The 20,881-nt window shown below is 73.3% G+C and carries 17 protein-coding genes; 9 read left to right on the top strand and 8 right to left on the bottom strand.

Annotated features, from left to right (window positions below):
* Nucleotides 1-420 precede the first annotated feature (420 nt).
* Nucleotides 421-915: a beta-class carbonic anhydrase gene (locus tag QSK26_RS13785; RefSeq protein ID WP_285775494.1), complete on the bottom strand. Its 495-nt coding sequence runs from the start codon at nucleotides 913-915 to the stop codon at nucleotides 421-423.
* A gap of 181 nt (nucleotides 916-1,096) precedes the next feature.
* On the opposite strand from QSK26_RS13785, the gene QSK26_RS13790 reads away from it, so the two are divergent.
* The 5 genes from QSK26_RS13790 (at nucleotide 1,097) to cydB (ending at nucleotide 6,152) form a co-directional block, all read left to right on the top strand.
* Entirely contained in the window at nucleotides 1,097-1,789 is a 693-nt protein-coding gene (locus QSK26_RS13790) for an endonuclease (RefSeq protein WP_285775495.1), read from the top strand.
* Between the two features lie 68 nt (nucleotides 1,790-1,857).
* Nucleotides 1,858-2,775, top strand: coding sequence for a TIGR03619 family F420-dependent LLM class oxidoreductase (locus QSK26_RS13795; RefSeq protein WP_285775496.1), 918 nt, complete (start codon nucleotides 1,858-1,860; stop codon nucleotides 2,773-2,775).
* Nucleotides 2,776-2,962: 187 nt separating this feature from the next.
* Nucleotides 2,963-3,658, top strand: coding sequence for an HNH endonuclease family protein (locus QSK26_RS13800; protein WP_285775497.1), 696 nt, complete (start codon nucleotides 2,963-2,965; stop codon nucleotides 3,656-3,658).
* Nucleotides 3,659-3,829: 171 nt separating this feature from the next.
* A complete protein-coding gene (locus QSK26_RS13805) occupies nucleotides 3,830-5,218 on the top strand; it encodes a cytochrome ubiquinol oxidase subunit I (protein ID WP_285775498.1) in 1,389 nt (462 codons plus the stop codon).
* 13 nt (nucleotides 5,219-5,231) lie between these two features.
* Nucleotides 5,232-6,152, top strand: a complete 921-nt coding sequence (cydB, locus tag QSK26_RS13810) for a cytochrome d ubiquinol oxidase subunit II (RefSeq protein WP_285775499.1) — start codon at nucleotides 5,232-5,234, stop codon at nucleotides 6,150-6,152.
* Here the strand turns inward: cydB and cutA are convergent.
* From cutA to QSK26_RS13840, 6 genes are all read right to left on the bottom strand, one after another.
* On the bottom strand, nucleotides 6,127-8,517 hold the full coding sequence (gene cutA, locus QSK26_RS13815) for an aerobic carbon-monoxide dehydrogenase large subunit (RefSeq protein ID WP_285775500.1): 2,391 nt from the start codon (nucleotides 8,515-8,517) through the stop codon (nucleotides 6,127-6,129). The two genes, cydB and cutA, sit on opposite strands and share 26 nt — an antisense overlap.
* Nucleotides 8,514-8,993, bottom strand: coding sequence for a (2Fe-2S)-binding protein (locus tag QSK26_RS13820; protein WP_285775501.1), 480 nt, complete (start codon nucleotides 8,991-8,993; stop codon nucleotides 8,514-8,516). The genes cutA and QSK26_RS13820 overlap by 4 nt, the downstream gene beginning before the upstream one ends.
* A complete protein-coding gene (locus tag QSK26_RS13825; RefSeq protein WP_285775502.1) occupies nucleotides 8,974-9,831 on the bottom strand; it encodes an FAD binding domain-containing protein in 858 nt (285 codons plus the stop codon). Before QSK26_RS13825 ends, QSK26_RS13820 begins: the two co-directional genes overlap by 20 nt.
* Before the next feature lie 27 nt (nucleotides 9,832-9,858).
* The gene (locus QSK26_RS13830; RefSeq protein WP_285775503.1) at nucleotides 9,859-11,235 is read right to left on the bottom strand and encodes a uracil-xanthine permease family protein; all 1,377 of its coding nucleotides are present in this window, start codon (nucleotides 11,233-11,235) and stop codon (nucleotides 9,859-9,861) included.
* Between the two features lie 368 nt (nucleotides 11,236-11,603).
* Nucleotides 11,604-11,822, bottom strand: a complete 219-nt coding sequence (locus QSK26_RS13835) for an RNA-binding S4 domain-containing protein (protein WP_285775504.1) — start codon at nucleotides 11,820-11,822, stop codon at nucleotides 11,604-11,606.
* Between the two features lie 17 nt (nucleotides 11,823-11,839).
* A complete protein-coding gene (locus QSK26_RS13840) occupies nucleotides 11,840-13,519 on the bottom strand; it encodes a PucR family transcriptional regulator (RefSeq protein ID WP_285775505.1) in 1,680 nt (559 codons plus the stop codon).
* Nucleotides 13,520-13,703: 184 nt separating this feature from the next.
* On the opposite strand from QSK26_RS13840, the gene QSK26_RS13845 reads away from it, so the two are divergent.
* Nucleotides 13,704-14,600 (top strand): oxamate carbamoyltransferase subunit AllH family protein, encoded by an 897-nt coding sequence (locus QSK26_RS13845; RefSeq protein ID WP_285775506.1) that lies wholly within the window; start codon nucleotides 13,704-13,706, stop codon nucleotides 14,598-14,600.
* A 43-nt stretch (nucleotides 14,601-14,643) separates the two neighbouring features.
* On the opposite strand, the gene QSK26_RS13850 is transcribed toward QSK26_RS13845, so the two are convergent.
* Entirely contained in the window at nucleotides 14,644-14,829 is a 186-nt protein-coding gene (locus QSK26_RS13850; RefSeq protein WP_285775507.1) for a hypothetical protein, read from the bottom strand.
* A gap of 273 nt (nucleotides 14,830-15,102) precedes the next feature.
* Between QSK26_RS13850 and QSK26_RS13855 the strand changes: the two genes are divergently transcribed.
* The 3 genes from QSK26_RS13855 (at nucleotide 15,103) to QSK26_RS13865 (ending at nucleotide 20,772) form a co-directional block, all read left to right on the top strand.
* Nucleotides 15,103-16,623 carry an AllF/FdrA family protein gene (locus tag QSK26_RS13855; RefSeq protein WP_502888704.1) on the top strand — a complete coding sequence of 507 codons (1,521 nt, stop codon included), beginning with the start codon at nucleotides 15,103-15,105 and terminating at the stop codon, nucleotides 16,621-16,623.
* Entirely contained in the window at nucleotides 16,620-18,011 is a 1,392-nt protein-coding gene (locus tag QSK26_RS13860) for a YlbE family protein (RefSeq protein WP_285775509.1), read from the top strand. The genes QSK26_RS13855 and QSK26_RS13860 overlap by 4 nt, the downstream gene beginning before the upstream one ends.
* A gap of 253 nt (nucleotides 18,012-18,264) precedes the next feature.
* Nucleotides 18,265-20,772, top strand: coding sequence for a serine/threonine-protein kinase (locus QSK26_RS13865; protein ID WP_285775510.1), 2,508 nt, complete (start codon nucleotides 18,265-18,267; stop codon nucleotides 20,770-20,772).
* Nucleotides 20,773-20,881 lie beyond the last annotated feature (109 nt).

Raw genomic sequence — 20,881 nt, forward strand, 5'->3', positions numbered from 1 at the left:
CTCTGCACCTCCTCCACCCACCCCCCACCACCACGCCCCCACCCCCACCCCCGCCCCACGCCCCCCGCCTCCCGCCCTCCGCCCTCCGCCCTCCGCCACACCCTCCCCTCCCCCAAGGCGCCGCGTCGGCGAGAAGCTGAACGGCGGAACCCGGCGCCAATGACGGCGCCCAGCCAGCAGAACACCCCCCCCGCGAAGGCAGAAGCCCTACAAAAGAAAACCGGACGACAGACAGAAAAGCCCCGTAAAACACACACCCCACCCAGCGCGTCACCCGTGAACAGACCAAGCACCACGAATGCCCCCATACCCGCCCCGCGAACCACCACCCAAAAGCCCCCAGAAAGCCCCCAGAAAGCCACCTGAACCACACCCCGCCCCCTCGGGAAAACCACAAAAGCAGCCCCCCTCGAAAAAGCGTCAACCACCGACCTCGCGAAGGCAGGCGTTCTCTACTTCGTAGATGAAGGCGCGGATTCTGTCCTTGTGCGGAATGAAGGGATCGACCTCGATGCGCCCGACCGACTGGACGAGGTTCTCCTCCAGGTCGGTGAAGGCTTCGGTGGACCAGTCGGGCTTGAGTTTGGTGTCGTTCTGGATCTGGCGTTTGAGGCTGTCGTCGGTGAACGTGGTCATGCCGCAGTCGGTGTGCTGGATGACGATGATCTCCCTGGTGCCCAGCAGTCGCTGGCTGATGGCGATGCTGCGGCGGACGTCGGCGGTGACGACGCCGCCCGCGTTGCGCAGGATGTGGGCGTCGCCGGCCGCGAGGCCGAGCAGCCGGTACGGGTTCAGCCTGGCGTCCATGCAGGCCAGGACGACCAGGCGCCTGGCCGGGATCCCCGGGACCTGCCGGTGCTCACGGGGGGCCGCGAACCGCTCGGCGTTGACGAGAAGTCCATCGGTGACGCGCACTCATGCCTCCACGAAAACGATCGCCCGTTGTACTGTTTTCGCTACATACGGTTACCCAGTTTCCCTCACGAGTCAACAAGAAGAGTGAAGAGTCAGCAAAGATGCCGGTTAACCCCGTATTGCCACGCCGATGGGGCCGGTCGTGGTGCGTGAACCATCCGGGGCGGGGTAACCGGGTCCCATGGCTCGAACCGAGAAGGCCGTGGTGGACGCGCTGCTGGATCGCCACGGCCAGACGTACGCGGAGGAGGCCGGCATCCGGCTGGCGGACCGGCCGGGCCCTCTCTACCAGCTTCTGGTGCTCGCCACGCTGCTCAGCGCGCGCATCTCGGCGGACATCGCGGTGGCCGCGGCGCGCGAGCTGTTCGCCGCCGGGTACCGGACGCCGAAGGCGATGCGCGAGGCCGGCTGGCAGGACCGGGTGGACGCGCTCGGGCGCGGTCACTACCGGCGTTACGACGAGCGCACGGCGACGATGCTCGGCGACGGAGCGGGGCTGCTGGCCGACAGATGGCACGGCGACCTGCGCCGGCTGCGCGAGGAGGCGGGCGGCGACCCGAAGCGGCTGGCGGAACTGCTCGCCGAGTTCCCCGGGATCGGACCGGCCGGCGCGGACATCTTCCTGCGCGAGGTGCAGGCGGTGTGGCCGCAGGTGGCGCCGTACTTCGACAAGCGGGCGCTGGACGGCGCGGCCAAGGTCGGCCTGCCCCGCCGGCCCGCCGACCTGGGCCGGCTCGCGGGACGGTCGGGCGGCCGCGCGGCGGACCCGGCCCGGCTCTCCGCCGCGCTGATCCGGGTCGCCCGGGGCACGAAGGCCGCGGCGGAGGTCAAGGCCGCCGCGAGCTCCGGAAAGCCGCCCCATAACCACAAATAATGATCGGCCCCCTGAAACAGCCATAAACCCAATAAGAGCCGGAGGAGCATCCCGGAAGGACTTCGATCATGCGTATCGGGCTGGCCGTACCCCAGTACGGCGCGTTCGCCGATCCCGGCGACATCACCGAGGTGTGCCGGGCCGCCGAGGCGCTGGGCCTCGACAGCCTGTGGGCGGGCGATCGCACGCTCTCCCCGCTCGCGCCGAGCGACCCCTATCCCCGCGGCGACGGGAAGCTGCCGCCCGAGTACGCCACCGTCCTCGACCCGCTCGCCGTGCTCACCGTCGCGGCGGCGACCACGCGGCGGCCCCGGCTGGGGACCAGCACGCTCAACGCCCTGTGGTACCCGCCGGTGCTGCTGGCCAGGACGCTCACCACGGTGGACGTGCTCAGCGGCGGGCGACTGGAGGCCGGGTTCGGCCTGGGCTGGTCGCGGGACGAGTACGCGGCCGTGAACGTGCCGTGGCGGAACCGGGCCGCCCGGCTGGAGGAGACGCTCGACCTGCTGGAGACGATCTGGACCGCGGACGTGGTGGAACACGACGGCCCGCTGTTCCGGGTCCCCGCGACGACGATCCGGCCCAAGCCGGTGCAGCGCCCGCGCCCGCCGATCCTGCTCGGCGGCGTCAGCCCGGCGAGCCTGGCCAGGATCGGCCGCCGGGCCGACGGCTGGCTGCCCACCGGCATGCCGCTGCCGCGGCTCACCGCGCTGTGGGACGTCGCCGTGCGCGCCGCGGAGGCCGCCGGCCGCGACCCCGCCGCCCTGCGCCGGGTGCTGCGCGTCAACCCGCACCTGACCGGGGAGCAGGCCGCCGCCGACCGGGTGCCGGACACGGGCACGCTGGACCAGGTCGTCGGGTACGCGCTGGACGCCGCCGCCGCGGGCATCGACGAGATCTTCCTCGACCTCCAGCAGACCACCACGACCACGACCGAGATGCTGGACATCGCCGCCGCCTTCACCGAAGCCGTCCGCTCCGCATAAATCCGGAAAAATCCCCCATCGCCGTTTCGTAGAAATACACCCCAATAAACATCCATAAATGCTGCAATACGCCTGCGAAACCCGCCGCACACCCGATACCCGCACCCTGTGTTAATAGCGTTGATCAAGGGAATTTGCCTACCAAGAGCTACGGGGGCGGAAATATCAGGGGTGAACAATGCGAAGGATGGTAGCCGTGCTGGCGGGGGCCGCCGTGATCGTGACACTGACCGCGGCGGCGCCGCAGTCGGGCACGAGGACCCGGCCCATGCAGAACCCGGACGGCACGCGGCCGGGCCTGGCGCCGACGGTCGACCACGAGGACCGGAGCGCGGCCTTCGGGCTGATCTGGAACGTGCGCCTCGGCGAGCGCGCGACCAAGGAGGGTTACCTGCGCGGGCGGTACGGGCCGGAGTGGTCCGACCACGCCCCCGGCGTCCCGCTGTCGGGCAACGGGTGCAACACCCGGGACGACGTGCTGGCCAGGGACGGCGAGTCGGTCGAGTACGAGGACGAGTCGCGGTGCGCGGTCGCCTCGATGCGGCTGGTGGACGCCTACACCGGCGAGCTGATCGACTGGAGCAGGCAGCACGACGTGCTCCAGGTGGACCACGTCTTCCCGCTGTCGCTGGCCTGGCGGATGGGGGCGTCCCGGTGGCCGGACGAGGAGCGGCTGCGCTTCGCCAACGACCCGCTGAACCTCCTCCCGGTGCGCGGCGAGGTCAATGAGGCCAAGGGCGGCTCGGGGCCGGGCGGCTGGCTGCCCCCGTGGCAGCGGGTCCGCTGCTCCTACTCGGTCCGCTTCGCGCAGGTGGCCCTCAAGTACGACCTGCCGGTGACGAGGACCGCGAAGATCGCCATGCTCCGCCAGTGCTGGGGCTGACGCCCGGCCGCGCGCCGGGGCGGGGCCGGGTACGGCGCCGCCCCGGGGGCGCGGGCGCACGGATGTGACGAAGATCGCAGGCACCGGCGGCCCCCTCCGCACTCATTGCTCTACGGCTTGTAGTACTACTGAATGTAGGACTACATCCGGTAGAGAGTCCGCGAGGGGAAGATGGACGCACTTGACCTGGCGAGGTGGCAGTTCGGCGTCACCACCGTCTACCACTTTCTGTTCGTACCGCTGACCATCGGTCTGGGGATCTTCGTCGCGGGCCTGCAGACCGCGTGGCACCGCACCGGCAAGGAGCACTACCTGCGGCTGACGAAGTTCTTCGGCAAGCTCTTCCTGATCAACTTCGCCGTGGGCGTGGTGACCGGGCTGGTGCAGGAGTTCCAGTTCGGGATGAACTGGAGTGAGTACTCGACCTTCGTCGGGGACGTGTTCGGGGCGCCGCTGGCCATGGAGGCGCTGCTCGCGTTCTTCCTGGAGTCGACGTTCCTCGGACTGTGGATCTTCGGCTGGGACCGGCTGCCCAAGCGCCTCCACCTGGCGACCATCTGGGCGGCGGCCATCGGGTCCAACCTGTCGGCCTACTTCATCCTGGCCGCCAACGCCTGGATGAAGCACCCCGTCGGCTACGAGGTGGTGGACGGCCGGGCCCGGATGACCGACCTGTGGGCGGTGCTGACCAACTCGACCGCGCTCGCGCAGGTGCCGCACGTGCTGGGCGCGTCGTTCGTGGTGGCGGGCGGGTTCGTGATCGCGGTCAGCGGCTACCGGATCCTGCTTGAGCGCCGGAGGTCCGGGACGGACCCGGCCATGTGGCGGACGAGCCTGCGCGCGGCGCTGGTGATGACCGCGATCGCCGGGGCGGTCGTCGCGGGCAGCGGGGACATGTCGGCCAAGCTCACCTACGAGCAGCAGCCCATGAAGCTGGCCGCCGCCGAAGGACTGCGGCACGACCAGAACGGCGCGCCGTTCTCCATCGTCCCCGGCGTCGAGGTGCCCAACCTGCTCAGCTTCCTCTCCACCGGCGACCCGAACGCCACCGTGCACGGCATCGAGAACCTCCAGCGGCGTTTCACCGAGCAGTTCGGCCCCGGCGACTACCGGCCGAACCTGCCCGTCGTCTTCTGGTCCTTCCGGGTGATGATCGTGTTCGGCATGGCCACGGTGGGACTGTCCCTGCTCGGCCTGTGGCTGACCAGGAAGCGCAGGAGCGGCCGGCCGCTGCCCGCCTGGTTCGCCCGGATCTGCCTGCTCGCCCTGCCGCTGCCGACGATCGCGATGATCTCGGGCTGGCTGCTGAGCGAGATCGGCCGCCAGCCGTGGACCGTCACCGGCGAGCTGCTCACGGCCGCGAGCGTCTCACCGGGGGTGAGCCTCACGGAGGTGGCCGTCTCCCTGGCGATCTTCACGGCGTTGTACGGCGCGCTGGCCGTGGCCGAGGCCGTACTGCTCGTCCGCTACGTCAAGGCGGGCCCCGAGGCCGTGGAGCCTGCTCGCCCGGACGAGGACGAGCCGGCCACCCCCGCACTCCAGCCGACCCTCATGTACTGAGCGGAGCGATCCCATGGAACTCACCACGGTCTGGTTCGTCGTCATCGCCTTCCTGTGGACCGGCTATTTCGTGCTGGAGGGCTTCGACTTCGGCGTCGGCATGCTGGCGCCCGTGCTCGGCAGGGACGAGGAGGAGCACGGGCAGGTGCTGGAGACCATCGGCCCGGTCTGGGACGGCAACGAAGTGTGGCTGATCACCGCCGTCGGCTCGATGTTCGCCGCGTTCCCCGCGTGGTACGCGGGCATGTTCAGCGAGTTCTACCTGCCGGTCGTGCTGGTCCTGGTCGGCCTGATCATCCGCGGGGTCGGGCTGGAGTGGCGGAGCAAGGTGAGCCCCGCCCGCCGGGCGTGGTGCGACCTCGGCGTGATGGCGGGCAGCGGCCTGCCCGCGTTCCTGTGGGGCGCGATCTTCGCCGACCTGCTGCTCGGCAGCGGCCTCGCCGCCCTGCTCGGCGGCCTGTTCTCGTTCTCGCTCTGCCTGCTGCACGGCGCGGTCTTCGTCACCCTCAAGACCGAGGGCCCGGTACGGCGGCGCGCCAGGACCGCCGCGCTGGCCGCCTCCGTCGCGGTGGTCGCCACGGCGGCGCCCGCGCTGGCCGGCGTCGCCCAGGGCGCGGCGACGCCGGTCTGGGCGTGCGGGCTGGCGGCGATGGCCGCGCTGGCCGCCGGGGTCGCCCTGGTCTGGCGGCGCCGGGACGGCTGGGCGTTCACCGCCACCGCCTCGGCGATCGTGCTCACCACGGCCGCCCTCTTCGGCGCGCTGTGGCCCGAGCCGATGCCCGGCCTGACCGTCGCGCAGGCCGCCTCCGGGCCGTACACGCTGGGCGTGCTCACCTGGATCGGCGCGCTCGCCCTGCCGTTCGTGCTCGCCTACCAGGGGTGGACGTACTGGGTGTTCCGCAAGCGTGTCACCCGGGAGCCGGTGCACGCCTGAGGTCGAACAGCTCCGAGGGGGAGATGGGCATCCGGTCGATCACGATGCCCTCGGCGTCCTCGATCGCGGAGGCGATCACCGCCGAGACCGGGATCACCCCAGCCTCCCCCGCCCCCTTGATGCCGAGCGGGTTCAGCGGCGACGGGGTCTCCAGGTGGGCCGTCTCGATCAGCGGGATCTCGGTGGCGTAGGGCATGAGGAAGTCCATGAAGGACGCGTTGAGCAACTGGCCGTGGCCGTCGTAGACCATCCGCTCGTACAGCGCTCCGCCGACGCCCTGGGCGACGCCGCCGTGGATCTGCCCCTCGACGATCATCGGGTTGATCAGCTTGCCGCAGTCGTGCACCACGGCGTAGCGCAGGATCCGGATCTCGGCGGTGTCCGGGTCGGTCTCCACGATCGCGGCGTGCATGCCGGAGGCGTAGGTGGAGCGGATCGGCGAGTAGTAGTCGCGGCCTTCGAGCCCCGGCTCCTCGCCCTCGTCCACCGGCGGCCGGTCCATCCCGGCGCCGGCGGCGAACTGCGTGGCCCGGCCCGTCTCCTCGTCGAAGGCGTAGCGCAGCGGGTTGGCGAGCACGGCGACCGTGGCCAGCGGGATGGACGCGCCGGGGGAGCCCGCCACCCGGACCACGCCGTCGGCGACCTCCAGGTCGCCGGGGTCGGCCTCCAGCGCGTCCGCCGCGATGCGCAGCGCCTTCTCCCGCACCTTGCGGCAGGCCAGCGCGATCGCGTTGCCGCTCATCACGGCCGCGCGGGAGGCGAAGGTGCCCACCGCGTAGCCGAACCTGCGGGTGTCCCCGGTCACCACGGAGACCCGCTCCAGCGGCACGCCCAGTTCGGTGGCCGCGATCTGGGCGAACACCGTCTCGTGCCCCTGCCCCTGGGAGGTCAGCCCGGTCGAGACGTGCACCCGCCCGTCGGAGGTCACCTGCACGTGCCCGCCCTCGTACGGCCCGACGCCGGTGCCCTCGACGTAGCAGCCGATGCCGATGCCCAGCCGGCGGCCCTCCCGGGCGGCCTCGGCCCGCCGGGCGGGGAAGTCGTCCCAGCCGATGAGCTCCTTGAGCAGCCGCAGCGATTCGGGGTAGTTGCCGCTGTCGTAGATGAGCGGGCGGCCGTCCTGGAAGATCAGGCCCTGGTCGTAGGGGAACTCGCCGGGCTGGATGAAGTTGGCCGCGCGCACCGTCGTACGGTCCAGGCCGAGGTGGGCGGCGATGCGGTCCATGGTCCGCTCCATGCAGAACACGCCCTGCGGGCGGCCCGCGCCCCGGTAGGGCGTGACCTGCACGGTGTTGGTGTAGAGGGAGGAGAACTCCACCCGGTAGGCGCCGATCCTGTACGGGCCGAGGAGCTGGGTGGAGGTGATGATCGGGACGATGATGCCGTACGGGGTGTAGGCGCCGTGGTCGTGCAGGATCGTCACGTCCAGGCCGAGCACCCGGCCCTCGTCGTCGAAGCCGACCCGCACGGTCTGCTCCTGGGCGCGCTCGTGCGCCGAGGAGACGAAGTGCTCGCGCCGGTCCTCGGCCCACTTGACCTCGCGGCCCAGCAGCATGGCCGCCCACGGCACCAGGACCTCCTCCGGCCACGGGTGCACGATCTTGACGCCGAAGCCGCCGCCCACGTCCGGGGCGATCACCTCGACCGACGGCAGCGGCAGGCCGAACCGCGCGGCGAGCGCCATCCGCACGCTGGTCGAGGTCTGCGTGCTGGAGTACACCCGCAGCGAACGGTCGTCGGCGTCCCATCGGGCGTAGACGCCGCGGCCCTCCAGCGGCATCGACGCGCTGCGCTCGATGCCGAGGCGGAACGTCAGCCGGTGCGGGGCGTCCTCGACGGCCTGCGCCGCGGACCTGCCGTCCGCGGCCGGCACCTCCTGGACGAGGTGCGCGCCCACGTTGCCCGGCACGTCCTCGTGCACCAGGTGCGCCCCGGCCGCCGCCTCCGGCACGCCGACGACGGGCTTGCGCACCTCGTAGTCGACCCGGATCAGGGAGCAGACGTCCTCCGCCACGTAACGGTCCCGCGCCACCACCATCACCACCGGCTCGCCCACGTGCCGCACCACGTCGCGGGCGAGCGGGTAGGCGGTCCGGCCGTGGGTGAGCGCCGGGTGCGGGATCAGCAGCGGCAACGGCGCGCCGACCCGTTCGGGCAGGTCCTCCCACGTGTAGACGGCGACCAGGCCCTCCACGTCGATCGCGGCCGACAGGTCGATGTCCACGATCCCGGCGTGCGCGTGCGGGGAGCGCACGAAGGCCGCGGCCAGCGCTCCTTGGCCGAGGTCGTCGAGGTAGCGCCCCTGCCCGGTGAGCAGCCGCGGGTCCTCCCTGCGTGGGACCGGCTCGCCGAACAGCCTCGTCATCGGGACTCCTCCGCGATCAGCTCGGCCGCGCGGTGGACCGCCTTGACGATGTTCTGGTAGCCGGTGCACCGGCACAGGTTGCCGGACAGGCCCTCCAGCACGTCCTCCTCGCTGGGCGAGGGGTTGTCCCGCAGCAGCGCCGTCGCCGTGCACAGGAAGCCGGGGGTGCAGAAGCCGCACTGCAGGCCGTGGCACTCGGCGAAGGCCCGCTGCACCGGCGACAGCTCGCCGCCGGGCCCGGCGAGCCCTTCCACCGTGGTGATCTCCCTGCCGTCCACGGTCACCGCGAACGTCAGGCAGGACCGGACCGGCTCCCCGTCGAGCAGCACCGTGCAGCAGCCGCACACCCCGTGCTCGCAGCCCACGTGCGTGCCGGTCAGCCCGAGGTCGTGCCGCAGGCAGTCGGACAGCAGCCGCCGCCCCGGCACACTCGCCTGCCGCAGGACGCCGTTGACCCTAAGCGTGATGTCGAACACCGGTCGTCTCCGCCTCCCTCGCCGCGTCGCGCAGCGCCTGCCCGGCGAGGACCCCGGCCAGGTGCCGCCGGTAGTCCGCGCTCGCGTGGATGTCCTCCTCCGGTTCCACCCGCTCCCGTACGGCCTGCGCCGCCGCCGCCCAGTCGCCCGCGGCGGCCTGCTCGGTCACGTCCACCACGATCGGCACCGGGCCGACGCCGATGCACGCCACCCGCGCGGCGGCCGGCGTCACCAGGACGGCGACCCCGGCGAGCGCGTAGTCGCCGTGCCGTCTGGCCAGTTCCCTGAAGGACACGCCCGAACCCGGAGGGAGGGCCGGGAAGAACGCCGAGACGGCCAGCTCGCCCGGCCGTACCGCCGACTCCATCGGCCCGGTGAAGAACTCGGCGGCCGGCACGTCGCGCTCGGCGCCGCCGGCCGCGGCCAGCCGTACCGAGCCGCCGAGCAGGGCGAGCACGGCGGGCAGCTCGGCGGCGGGGTCGGCGTGCACGAGGCTGCCGACGACGGTGCCCCGGTTGCGGATCACGGGGTGGGCGACCAGGCGCAGCGCCCGGCGCAGCAGCGGCTGGACGGCCGCCGCCTCGGCGGAGCGCTCGACCCGCGCGTGCCGGGCCAGCGCACCGGCCCTGACTCCCTCGGGACCGGCCGACAGGGTGTCCAGTCCGGCGACCCGGTTGATGTCGATCAGCCGGGCGGGCGCGGCCAGCCGCATGTTCAGCAGCGGGATCAGGCTCTGCCCGCCCGCCAGCACCTTGCCGTCCGGCCCGGCCTCGGCGAGCGCCGCGAGCGCCTCGCCGAGGTCGCGCGGCGCGTGGTAGTCGAAGGGGGGTGGCTTCACCGCCGACTCACCGCCTTCCTGGCCGCCTCACCCGGATCCCTGCCGTTCCCGGCCCAGCTCTCCGCCCGGGACCTCGGCCACCGGGACGCCCCGGCCGCGGGAGAGAAGCCTGAGCAGGTGGTAGCCGAGGAGCACCACGATCGTGCCGAGCGCGATGCCCTCCAGGGCGAACTCTCCGGTGATCATATGCCGGACGGGGCCGATGGCCAGGATGATTCCGGCGCCGATCGGCAGCATGTTCACCGGGTCGGAGAAGTCGACCCGGTTCTCGATCCAGATCTTCGCGCCGAGCAGGCCGATCATGCCGTACAGGATGACGGTGACGCCGCCGAGCACGCCGCCGGGCGTGGCGGCGACCAGCGCGCCGAACTTCGGGCACAGGCCGAACAGGATCGCGATGACCGCGGCGATGTAGTAGGCGGCGGTCGAGTAGACCCGGGTGGCCGCCATGACGCCGATGTTCTCCGCGTAGGTGGTGGTGGGCGAGCCGCCGACGGCACTGGTGATCACCGTGCCGACGCCGTCGCCGATGATCGCGCGGCCGACGTAGGGGTCCACGTCGGTGCCGGTCATCTCGCCGACCGCCTTGACGTGGCCGACGTTCTCGGCGATCAGCGCGATCACCGCGGGCAGCACGAGCACGATCGCGGACACCTGGAAGCTCGGTGCGTGGAACTCGGGCAGCCCGATCCACGGCGCGTCGGCGACCCCCTGGAGGCTGACCCTGGGATGGGTGTCCACCTGGCCGGTGGCGGCGTTGAACGCCGTGATGTCACCGAAGATCCGGTCGGCCAGCCAGGACAGCGCGAACCCGGCGACCAGGCCGAGCAGGATGCCGATCCGCCCGACGAAGCCGCGGAACAGCCCGATCAGCACGAACGTCACCGACATCGTGATGAGCGCCATCCACGGGTCCTGCGGCCAGTAGGTGTCCGCCACCACGTAGGCCAGCCCGAAGCCGATCAGCATCACCACGGCGCCGGTGACGACCGGCGGGAAGACCCGGTGGATGATCCCCACGCCGAGGAAGTGGATCGCCACCCCGGCCAGCGCCAGCACCGCGCCGGCCACCAGGATCGCGCCGGTCACGGTCGCGTCGTCCCCCTGCGCCGCCCGGATGGCGATCACGCCGCCCACGAACGACGCGCTGGTGCCCAGATAGCTGGGAATCTTGCCCTGGACGATCAGCAGGAACAGGATCGTCGCGACGCCCGACATCATCACCGCGACGTTCGCGTCCAGCCCCATCAGGATGGGGAACACGAACGTCGCCCCGAACATCGCGATCACATGCTGGGCGCCGAAGCCCACCATCCGCGGCCACGACAGCCGCTCATCCGGCCTGACCACCTCGCCGGGGGCCAGATGGCGCCCGTCTCCGTGCTTGGTCCAACCCGCAACCATGCGAGCCCCTCTTCACCTTGGGCCGTCGGCTGGTGGCCACCCCCGCAGGCATCCCTCCGCGGCGGATATCTCCCTGTTCCCGGGGCACATTAGGCCCGCCGTAACCACTCTCTCACGGGCATGATCTGCCAAAGCTACCGCCATCACCAGCGTTCGCCTCGCGCACCGCTCCCCGGCGGGGACGGTGAGCGTCCCGCCGGCACCGGCGGTTCGGCTTCGACGATAAATATCGTAGGGAAAAAGCGTCCTGGCCCGACAAGGGGCGAAGACGAAAAGGTACGGCGGCGCCGCCGAAACCCCCGCGGCACCGCCGGAACTCCGTCCCCGGCGGCCGAATCGTCAGCGACCGGTCCTCGGCTGCCGGGTCCTCAGCGGCCGGCGACGACCCGGATCTCGAAGCCCTCGCCGGTGACGAGGGAGCCTGGGCGGATCTTGGCGCGCTTGCGGAGCTCCACCTCGCCGTCCACCAGGACCTCGCCGTCGGCGACGAGCAGCTTGGCGACGCCCCCGGTCTCGGTGACGCCGCAGACCTTCAGCAGGTCGCAGAGGGGGATGTACTCGGTGGTCAGTTCGAAGGTCTCCTTCACCCGCCCAGGATAGGGAGTCAGATGCCGCGCATGCGCAGCACGTGCAGCGCGAGGGTGAGATTGAGGCGCAGGTGGGCGTCCTCGGTGAAGTCGCCGAGCATCCGCTCCAGCTTGCCGATGCGGTAGCGCAGGGTGTTGTAGTGGAAGTGCAGCCGGCGTGCCGTCTCCGCCACGTTGAGGTTCGTCTCCAGCAGGACCTGGAGGGTGCGGCGCAGGTCGGCGTTCTCGGCCTCGTCGTCGGCGGCGAGCGGGCCGAGCGTCTCCCGGACGAAGGCGTGCAGCTCCGCCGTGTCGTTGACCAGCGAGAGCAGGCGGTAGACGCCGAGCTGGTCGAAGTGGGCGACCGCGCCGGGGCCGTGCAGCTGGCGGCCCACCCTGGCCGCCTTGAGCGCCTGGCCGTACGCCTCGGGCAGCGCGTCGGGGCCCGCGGCCGTGCGGCTGGTGCCGGTGGAGAAGGTGGCGGGCAGCGCCTCGGTGAAGGCCGCCGCGGCGTCCTTGGCGAGGCGGGCGGCGTCGGCCGAGGCGTCCACGACGGCGACGACCTCGTGCGAGAAGCCGGCCACCGCGCCGCGCCCGTCGTGCCGGCGGATCGCGGCGGTCCAGGAGGCGACCAGCCGGTCCTGCGCGGTCCGCTCGTCCCCTTCGGGGTCCAGCTCGGCGACCATGACGACGACGGACCGCTCCAGGTTCCAGCCGAACGCCCGCGCGCGGGCCGCGACCCGCTCCGCCGAGCCCGCCCGCCCGGTGAGCACGTCGCGCAGGAAGTCGGCGCGGTACTTGCTCTCCACCGCGTTGACCGCCTCCTGCCGGGTCACCACCAGCGCGGCGACCGTGGCGGCACGTTCCAGAATGCCGACGTCGCTGTCCCGGATGGCCCCTGCGGGGCTGTAGGCGACGATCCGGCCGTGGTGGTGGCCGCCCGCGATGACCGGTACGGCGGCGCACACCCGGCCGGCGCCCTGGGCCGCGTCGGCCGCCCGGCGCCGCACCGGGTCGCCCGTGACACGCCCGCCTCCCGCGCCCGGTCCCGCCGCGATGACCGGCTGGCCGCCGAGGTCGCCGCCGGCGGCCACCAGCTCGCGCAGCGCGGCGACGTGCTCGCCGGGCCCGGCGGCGGCCAGAAGCTGCCCGGCCCCGTCGAACGTGGCCACCGCCACGTCGAGCAGCCCGGCCACCTCGGCGCTCACCTCGCGCAACCCGCCCCCGGCCAGCACGACCTGCACCAGCGCCCGGTGCGCCTCCTCCGCGCGGGCCAGCGCGGCCGCCTGCCGGTTGAGGATGTCGGTGAGCACCTGGTTGAGGATGTCGTCGAAACCGACGTCGTTGGGCAGCTGAATCAGCGGGAAGCCCAGCCGGTCGGCCTGCTCCACCATGTCCCTGGGCAGCTCGTCGAGGTAGCGGCCGAGCTTGATGGCCAGCGCCGCGAGGCCGCGCTCGTCGAGGTCGGCCACCAGCCGGTCCAGCGACTGCGGGGTGTTGCGCAGCGGGTAGCCGGTGGTCAGCAGCAGCTCGTGCGGCTTCACCCAGGCGAGGACGTCGGGCACCTCCATGACGTTGAGGCGCTGGACGATCCTGCCGAGGCCGCTCTCCCCCGCGATCAGCTTCGCGCCTGCGAGGGTGGACACGCCGAGCACCTCGCCGACGGCCACACCGTGAATGATCGTGCCGGTGCTCGCCAGGCGTACGGGGGGTTCCATGAAGGAATTGTGACCGATCACCTCTCTGGCAGGAAGAGCCAACCTTTGGGCTGACTGTTGTCACCTTTCTCCGTACGGACGCCGGAGAACCCCGTTCTACCGTCGGTTCATGGTGCGCGGCGCCGGGGCAGAGAACCCCATGCGTGCTCGACGTGCGCGAACACGCGGAACGGCTGGAGGATCGGTGACCGTTGGAACGCGCCCGGGAGCGCGGCGCGGCCCCGCGCGGGCGGGCGCCCGCGCGGAGGCGTCCGGTGCCGCGAGCACCGCGCTGCGCGCGATGCTCGGCGCGCAGCGGCGGCCCGCCAGAGTGCTCGCCGCCTTCCCCGCCGGGCTGTACCTGGAGGTCAGGACCGAGCTGGAGCCGCACGTGGTCGCCGTGGTGAGCGCCGAGGCCACCCGGCTGCCGAACGCGATGGTGCTGACCGAGCCGCTGCCGCCGGTCGCCGTCGGGGACGAGGCCGCGGTCGGCGACGGCTCCATCGAGGTGGGCGGGCTCAGCCTGCGGGTGCGCCGCTGGTGGAACCCGGCGCCCCCGCTCGGCCCCGCCTACCCGCCCCGGCTGGAGAGCGCCGCCTCCGTGATGACCCGCCTGTGCCTGTCCGCCGCCCGGCGCCCCGGCCTGGAACGCGACGGCGCCGTGGCCCTGCTCGCCGAGGGCTGCGCGACGGGGTCCCTCGCCGACACGATCGTCGCCGCCGAGCGCCTAGTCGGGCTCGGCCCCGGGCTCACCCCCAGCGGGGACGACGTGCTGGCCGGGCTGCTGCTCGCGCTGCGCCATCTCGGGCAGGCCAGCGACACCGGGCGCGCGATCTGGCTGGCCGGCTGGCTCTCCGCCGCCGTCACCTTCGAGGCCCGCAGCCGTACGACGCCCATCTCCGCCACGTTGCTGCACTGCGCGTCCAGGGGCCAGGCCAGTTCGGAGGTCCTCGCCGTGCTCCGCGGGATCGCCGGCCACCAGGCGCTCGAACCGGCCCTGCTGCGCCTGCTGCAACTCGGCCACACCTCGGGCGCCGACCTCGCCTGGGGCCTGCGCATCGGCCTGGACGCCGTCCTCGGCCTCCGGGACCGCGCCGCGTGACCCCCACCGGCACGGGCACCACACCCGAAGCGCCACCCGGCCCCTACAGCGTGGCGCCCGACCTGTACAGCGCGGCACCCGGTCCGTACGGCGCGGCGACCGGCCCGTACGGCGTGGCGCGCCCGGCGAGGACGTCGCCCGGCTCGCATGTTCTCGCGGACGGCGGGCGCCGGGCGACCGGCTCGTACGGCGGCGTGGCCTGGCCGGACAGGGCGGCCTCGATCAGCACGTGCCCCGCCGGAGCCGTGCAGGAGGGGGCCGGTGGGGCGAGGCTCCGGAGCGGGATGCCGCGGACGTGCAGAAGGGGGCGGGTGACGTGAGTACTGCGGGCGGGGGCGCCGTGGGCATGGAGGAGGCGGGTGACTTGAACGCTGCGGGCGGGGGCGCCGTGGGCGTGGAGAAGGGGGCGGGTGACGTGAGCGCTGCGGGCGGGGGCGCCGTGGGGAAGGGCGCGGACCTGGTGTTCGTGCGGTCGGGGGTTTATCACGACTCGGTGGGGCTGATGCGGGTCAGCCGGGCGCTGGGAGCGCTGCCGGGGGTGGAGACGGCGATCGTGGCGATGGCGACCGAGCTGAACGCTGGCCTGGCCCGGGAGGCGGGCTTCACCCTGCCCGCCGCCGGCCCGGCCGACCTGCTGGTCGCGGTACGCGCCGCCGACGACACGGCCGCGCGGGCCGCCGCGGCCGAGCTCGACCGGCTGCTGGCCGACCTGGCGAGCCGTACGGCGGGGCCGGGGCGGGAGCAGGCGCCGCCGCGGACCGTCGGGAAGGGCGCGGCCGGTTCCGCGGCGACGCTGGCGCTGGTGTCGGTGCCGGGCGAGCACGCCTTCCCCGAGGCGCTGGACGCGATCGAGGCCGGGCTGTCGGTCATGGTCTTCAGCGACAACGTGCCGGTGGACCAGGAGGTGCTGCTCAAGGAGCGGGCCGAGGAGCGCGGCGTACTGGTCATGGGGCCCGACTGCGGCACGGCGGTGATCGGCGGGGTCGGTCTCGGCTTCGCCAACGTGCTGCGGCCCGGCCCGGTGGGCGTCGTGGCCGCCTCGGGGACCGGGGCCCAGCAGGTGACGTGCCTGCTCGACCTCGCCGGGGTGGGCGTGAGCCACGTGCTCGGCGTCGGCGGCCGTGACCTGTCCGAGCGGGTCGCCGGTCGTTCGACGCTGCGCGCCCTGGCCGCCCTGGACGCCGATCCGGCGACCGAGCTCATCGTGCTGATCTCCAAGCCGCCCGCCCCCGAGGTCGCGCGGGCGGTACTCAAGACGGCCGCGGGACTGGCCACCCCGGTGGTCACCGCCTTCCTCGGCCCGTCCGGCGACCTCACGACCGCCACCCTCCAGGTCCTCACCGCCCTCGGCGTCCCCACACCCCCCTGGCCCGCCTTCCCCGCAGCCCCCCTTACCGCCCCGACTCCCCCCTCCCCCACCGCGGAAGCCGCCCCGGGTCCTCCTCCACCCCCCACGGAGACCACGCCCGCCCAGCCCTCCCCCGGCACGGAAGCCCCGCCCACCCACCTCTCCCACAGCACGGAGAGCGCGCCCACCCAGCCCTCCTCCGGCGTGGAAGCCGCGCCCGCCCAGCCCACCCAGAGCGGGGAGGGGGCGGGTGGTTTGTGGGGGATTTACGCCGGGGGCACGTTGTGTGCTGAGGCGGCGGGGATCGCGGGGCGGGGGACGTTCGTGGACTACGGGGACGACGAGTACACGCGGGGCAGGCCGCATCCGATGATCGATCCGGTGTTGCGGATCGAGGCGCTGGCCGCCGTGCCGCCGGGCGGGGTGGCGTTGCTGGACGTGGTGCTCGGGCACGGCGCGGATCCCGATCCGGTGCGGCGGCTCGGGCCCGAGGTGGCGGCGGCGGTGGCCAGGGGGGTCGCCGTGGTGGTCGCGGTGGTCGGCAGTGAGGGCGACCCGCAGGGCCTGGACCGCCAGATCGCGGGGTTCCGGGCGGCGGGCGCCGGTGTCTTCGTCTCCAACGCGCAGGCCGCGCGGCACGCCGCCGCTCTGGCCGGATCGGATGTGACCCCGTGACGCTGCACCTCGACGGCGAGCCGGTGGTGGTCACCGCGGGCGCCGGGCTGTTCGGCGAGGCGCTCGACGCGCAGGCCGTGGCCCGGGTGCCGGTCGACTGGCGCCCGCCGCTGCCCGGCACGGCCGCCGCGCTGGCCAGGATCCTGGCCGACCCGCGCCGCGCCGCCGCGAACGCGACCGCCGTCGCCCGGCTGGTCTCGGCCCGGCCCCGGCTCGTCGGGGTGCGCCCGGCCGGCGAGGCGCTCGGCCTGGCCCCGGGCACCTTCCTGCACGCGGGCCCGCCGATCACCTGGGAGCGGGCCTCGGGGCCGCTGCGGGGCGCGCTCACCGGTGCGATGCTGCTCGAAGGGCTGGCCGCGGACGCGGGGGACGCGGAACGCCGCCTGGCCGCCGGCGAGGCCCGGCTGGAGCCGTGTCACCACCATCGCACGGTCGGCCCGATGGCCGGGGTGGTCTCGACGTCGATGTGGATGTTCGAGGTGCGCGACGCCGAGCACGGCGGGACGTCCTTCTGCTCGCTGAACGAGGGCCTGGGCAAGGTGCTGCGCTACGGCGCCTACGGCGAGGAGGTGCTGACCCGGCTGCGCTGGATGGGCGACGTGCTCGGCCCGGTGCTGGCGGCGGCGCTGCGCCTGGGCGGGCCGGTGGACCTGCGCGCGATCATGGCGCAGGCGCTCCAGATGGGCGACGAGCTGCACAACCGCAACCGGGCGGCCACCTCCCTGTTCATCCGGGAGCTCGCCCCGGCGATCGTGGAGGCAGCCCCGGAGCGGGCGGCCGAGGTGCTGCGTTTCATGCACGGCAACGACCACTTCTTCCTCAACCCGGTGATGGCCGCGTGCAAGGCGGGCGCGGACGCCGCCCGTGACGTACCCGGCTCTACGATGGTCGTGGCGATGGCGCGCAACGGCACCGACTTCGGCATCCAGGTGTCCGGGCTCGGCGACCGCTGGTTCACCGGCCCGGCGGGCGTGCCCGACGGCCTCTACCTCGGCGCGTACGGCCCGCAGGACGCCAATCCGGACATCGGCGACTCGACGATCACCGAGACGGCCGGGCTGGGCGGTTTCGCGATGGCCGCCGCCCCGGCGATCGTCCGCTTCGTCGGCGGCGACGTGTCCGACGCGACGGCCGCCACCCGGTCGATGTACGAGATCACGCTGGCCGAGCATCCCGCCTACCAGATCCCCGGTCTGGGCTTCCGGGGCACCCCGGTCGGTATCGATGTCACGCTGGTGGCGCGGACCGGCCTGCTGCCCGTGGTGAACACCGGGATCGCGGGCCGCGTGGCGGGCACCGGGCAGGTGGGCGCCGGTCTGGTGAGCCCGCCCGCCGCCGCCTTCACCGCCGCGCTCGACGCCCTCGCCGAAGCCGCCGCCCCCTGCTGAGGCACCCTTGCCACATTGGTAAATGGGGTAAGTGACCGGTTCGATTCACATGATCGACCAACCGGTGATCGGATCGGTGATCAATTTCGCGCCACTCCCGCCTGGGATAACTTTTGGCGATTTATCGGGCGTGTAGGTATGTTCCCCGATTACCATCCCGATAGCGTGTCCACCTTCGCGATCTGCAAGAATCGCGACTCATGTCGCCGATGACACGGATGTTTCGATTGGGACTGGTAATAGGGGCCTTGGTATGACCGATCGAGCGCTCGGCGAGGTTCCGTTCGCGCCGGAGGACAGCGAAGCGAGCCGCGGGGCCGCCGGCCAGGGCCGTCTGGTGGGCAGGCGTTACCGCCTGATGGCACCGGTCGGCCGGGGCGGCATGGGCATCGTGTGGCACGCGCACGACGTCCTGCTCGACCGCGACGTCGCGGTCAAGGAGCTCATCCTGCCCTTCGGCCTGGAGGAGGCCGACAAGCGGGCCGCGCACGGCCGCATGATCCGGGAGGCCCGCTCGGCCGCCCGGCTGAGCCACCCGGGCATCGTGACCGTGCACGACGTCGTCGAGGAGGACGGCCGCCCGTGGATCGTCATGGAGCTGGTCCGCGCCTGGTCGCTGGAGCAGGCCGTACGGCAGAGCGGGCCGCTCCCGGTGCTCCAGGTGGCCGAGATCGGCGTCAGGGTGCTCGACGCCCTGCGGCACGCGCACGCCGCCGGCATCCTGCACCGCGACGTCAAGCCGGGGAACGTGCTGCTCACCGCCGACCGGGTCGTGCTCACCGACTTCGGCCTGGCCGCCATCGAGGGCGACGCGACGATCACCCAGACCGGTCTGCTGATGGGCTCGCCGGCCTACATCCCGCCGGAGCGGATCCAGGGACATCCGATCACCTACGCGGCCGACCTGTGGTCCTTCGGCGCCACGATCTACGCCGCGGTCGAGGGGCGCCCGCCGTACGAGGGGCCCGACGCGGTGGCCGTGCTCGGCGCGGTGCTCACCCAGGAGCCGTCGCGGCCGGAGCGGGCCGGGGCGCTGCTGCCCGTCATCGACGGCCTGCTGCGCAAGGACCCGCTGGACCGGATGAACGCGGACCAGACCGCCGAACTCCTCGACCGCGTGCTGCGCAGCCACGGTTCCAGCATGGCCCGCCCCCAGGCGCCGAAGCCGCCCGCCGACCCGCTGCCGATCCACCTGATGCCCCCGCTCGACCCGCCGCCCGGCCCGATGCCGTCCAGGATCATCGAAACCCCCTCGGGCCCGGTCCGCGTCCCGTACGAGCCGCCGGCCGGCTCCCCGGACACCGGCTCCCCCGCCCCCCACGGCACCGGCGCCAAGGCCCGGCCCATCCAGCCCCTCTCCGCCCCCCACACCCCCGCCGCCCCACCCTTCGACGCCTTCGGCGGCCCCTCGGGCCCCCAGCCCGGCTTCGACGCCTTCGGCAGCCTCTCCGGATCCCAGCCCGGCTTCGACGCGTTCGGCGGCCCCTCCGGATCCCAGCCGGGCTTCGACTCCTTCGGCGGGCCTTCCGGGCCGCAGCCGGGCTTCGACGCGTTCGAGTCCTTCGGCGGACCGTCCGGGCCGCAGCCGGCCCGGCTTGAGGCTCTGGACAACGCCCCGGCACCGCCGCCGCCCGGTTTCGACGCCTTCGGCGGCCCCAGCGGCCCGCACCGCACCCGGGACACCGGGTACGGCGACGCAGGCGGCACCTCCGCGGCACCACCCGGTACGGCCGCCCGGCGCGGCACGGGCGCCGGCGTGACAAGGGATGATCGGACCGGCACCGCCGGGGACCGTCATCCCGAGGCCGGGGCAGGCTCCTTCGATCGGAGTCCGGGAAGCGGGCGCGGGGGCGCCGGGCGGAACCCCGGGGCCGGGCAGGGCGGCGGCAGGCGGAGGGCCGAGGCCGGGTTCGACGGGCCTGAGTGGCCCGGGGCCGACGGTCCCGGGTGGGCCGAGGACGGCTCCGGGCGGGCCGGGAGCGGCGCGGGCGAGCGGAGGCGCGGGCGCGGGGGCTCCGAGGCGCGGGACGGGGCGGAGGGGTCCGCACGGGCCGCGCGCACGAGCGAAGCGGTGAAATCAGCCCGGACTGTGCGCATGGGCCAGGCGGGGGATTCCGCCCGGGCCGTGCGCAAGAAGCGGCAGGGCGGGGGTGGGCGGATCGGGCTGCGGCTGCTGCTGGCGGCGGCGGGCACGATCGGGGCCGTGGTCGTCGGCCTGCTGCTGCTCCAGCAGGGCGGCTCGGACGAGCCGCCCGCCCCGGTGGCCTCCACGCTGACCGCCCCGCTGGCACAGGCGCCGAACCAGCCGGCGACCGGCCGGGCCGAAGTGCCGGCGGGCTACAAGACGCGCGCCGAGAGCGGGATCAGCGCGGCCGTCCCGGAGGACTGGGGGGTGTCCACCGTCGACTCCCGGGTCACGTTCGCCGGACCGGAGGACTCCGGCGAGGCGGTCACCGTGGACAAGGCCGCCCCGGCCGCCGACGGCGGGCTCGCCGCGCTCGGCAAGGAGCGCGAGGCGTCCGAGCTGGACGAGTACATCCAGGTGCAGTTGCAGAAGGTCGGGTACGGCCCGTGGAAGGCGGCCGACTGGGAGTACACCCACACCCTGACCAACGGGGTGCCCATGCACACGCTGACCCGCTACGTGACGGTGGACGACAAGCGCGCCTACAAGATCACCTTCACCGTTCCCGCCCTGAAGTGGGACGAGAGCACCGACATCCGCACCACCTTCTTCGGCACCTTCCAACCCCAGGACTGACCCCACCCGCCGAAGCGACGGCACCCGGCGGCGAACCCGCCCCCGCCCGCACCGCGATCGCCCCACACCGCAACCGCCCCACACCGCAACTGCGCCGCACCGCGACTGC

It is taken from the genome of Microtetraspora sp. NBRC 13810 (assembly GCF_030268685.1).
Lineage (GTDB): Bacteria > Actinomycetota > Actinomycetes > Streptosporangiales > Streptosporangiaceae > BSRQ01.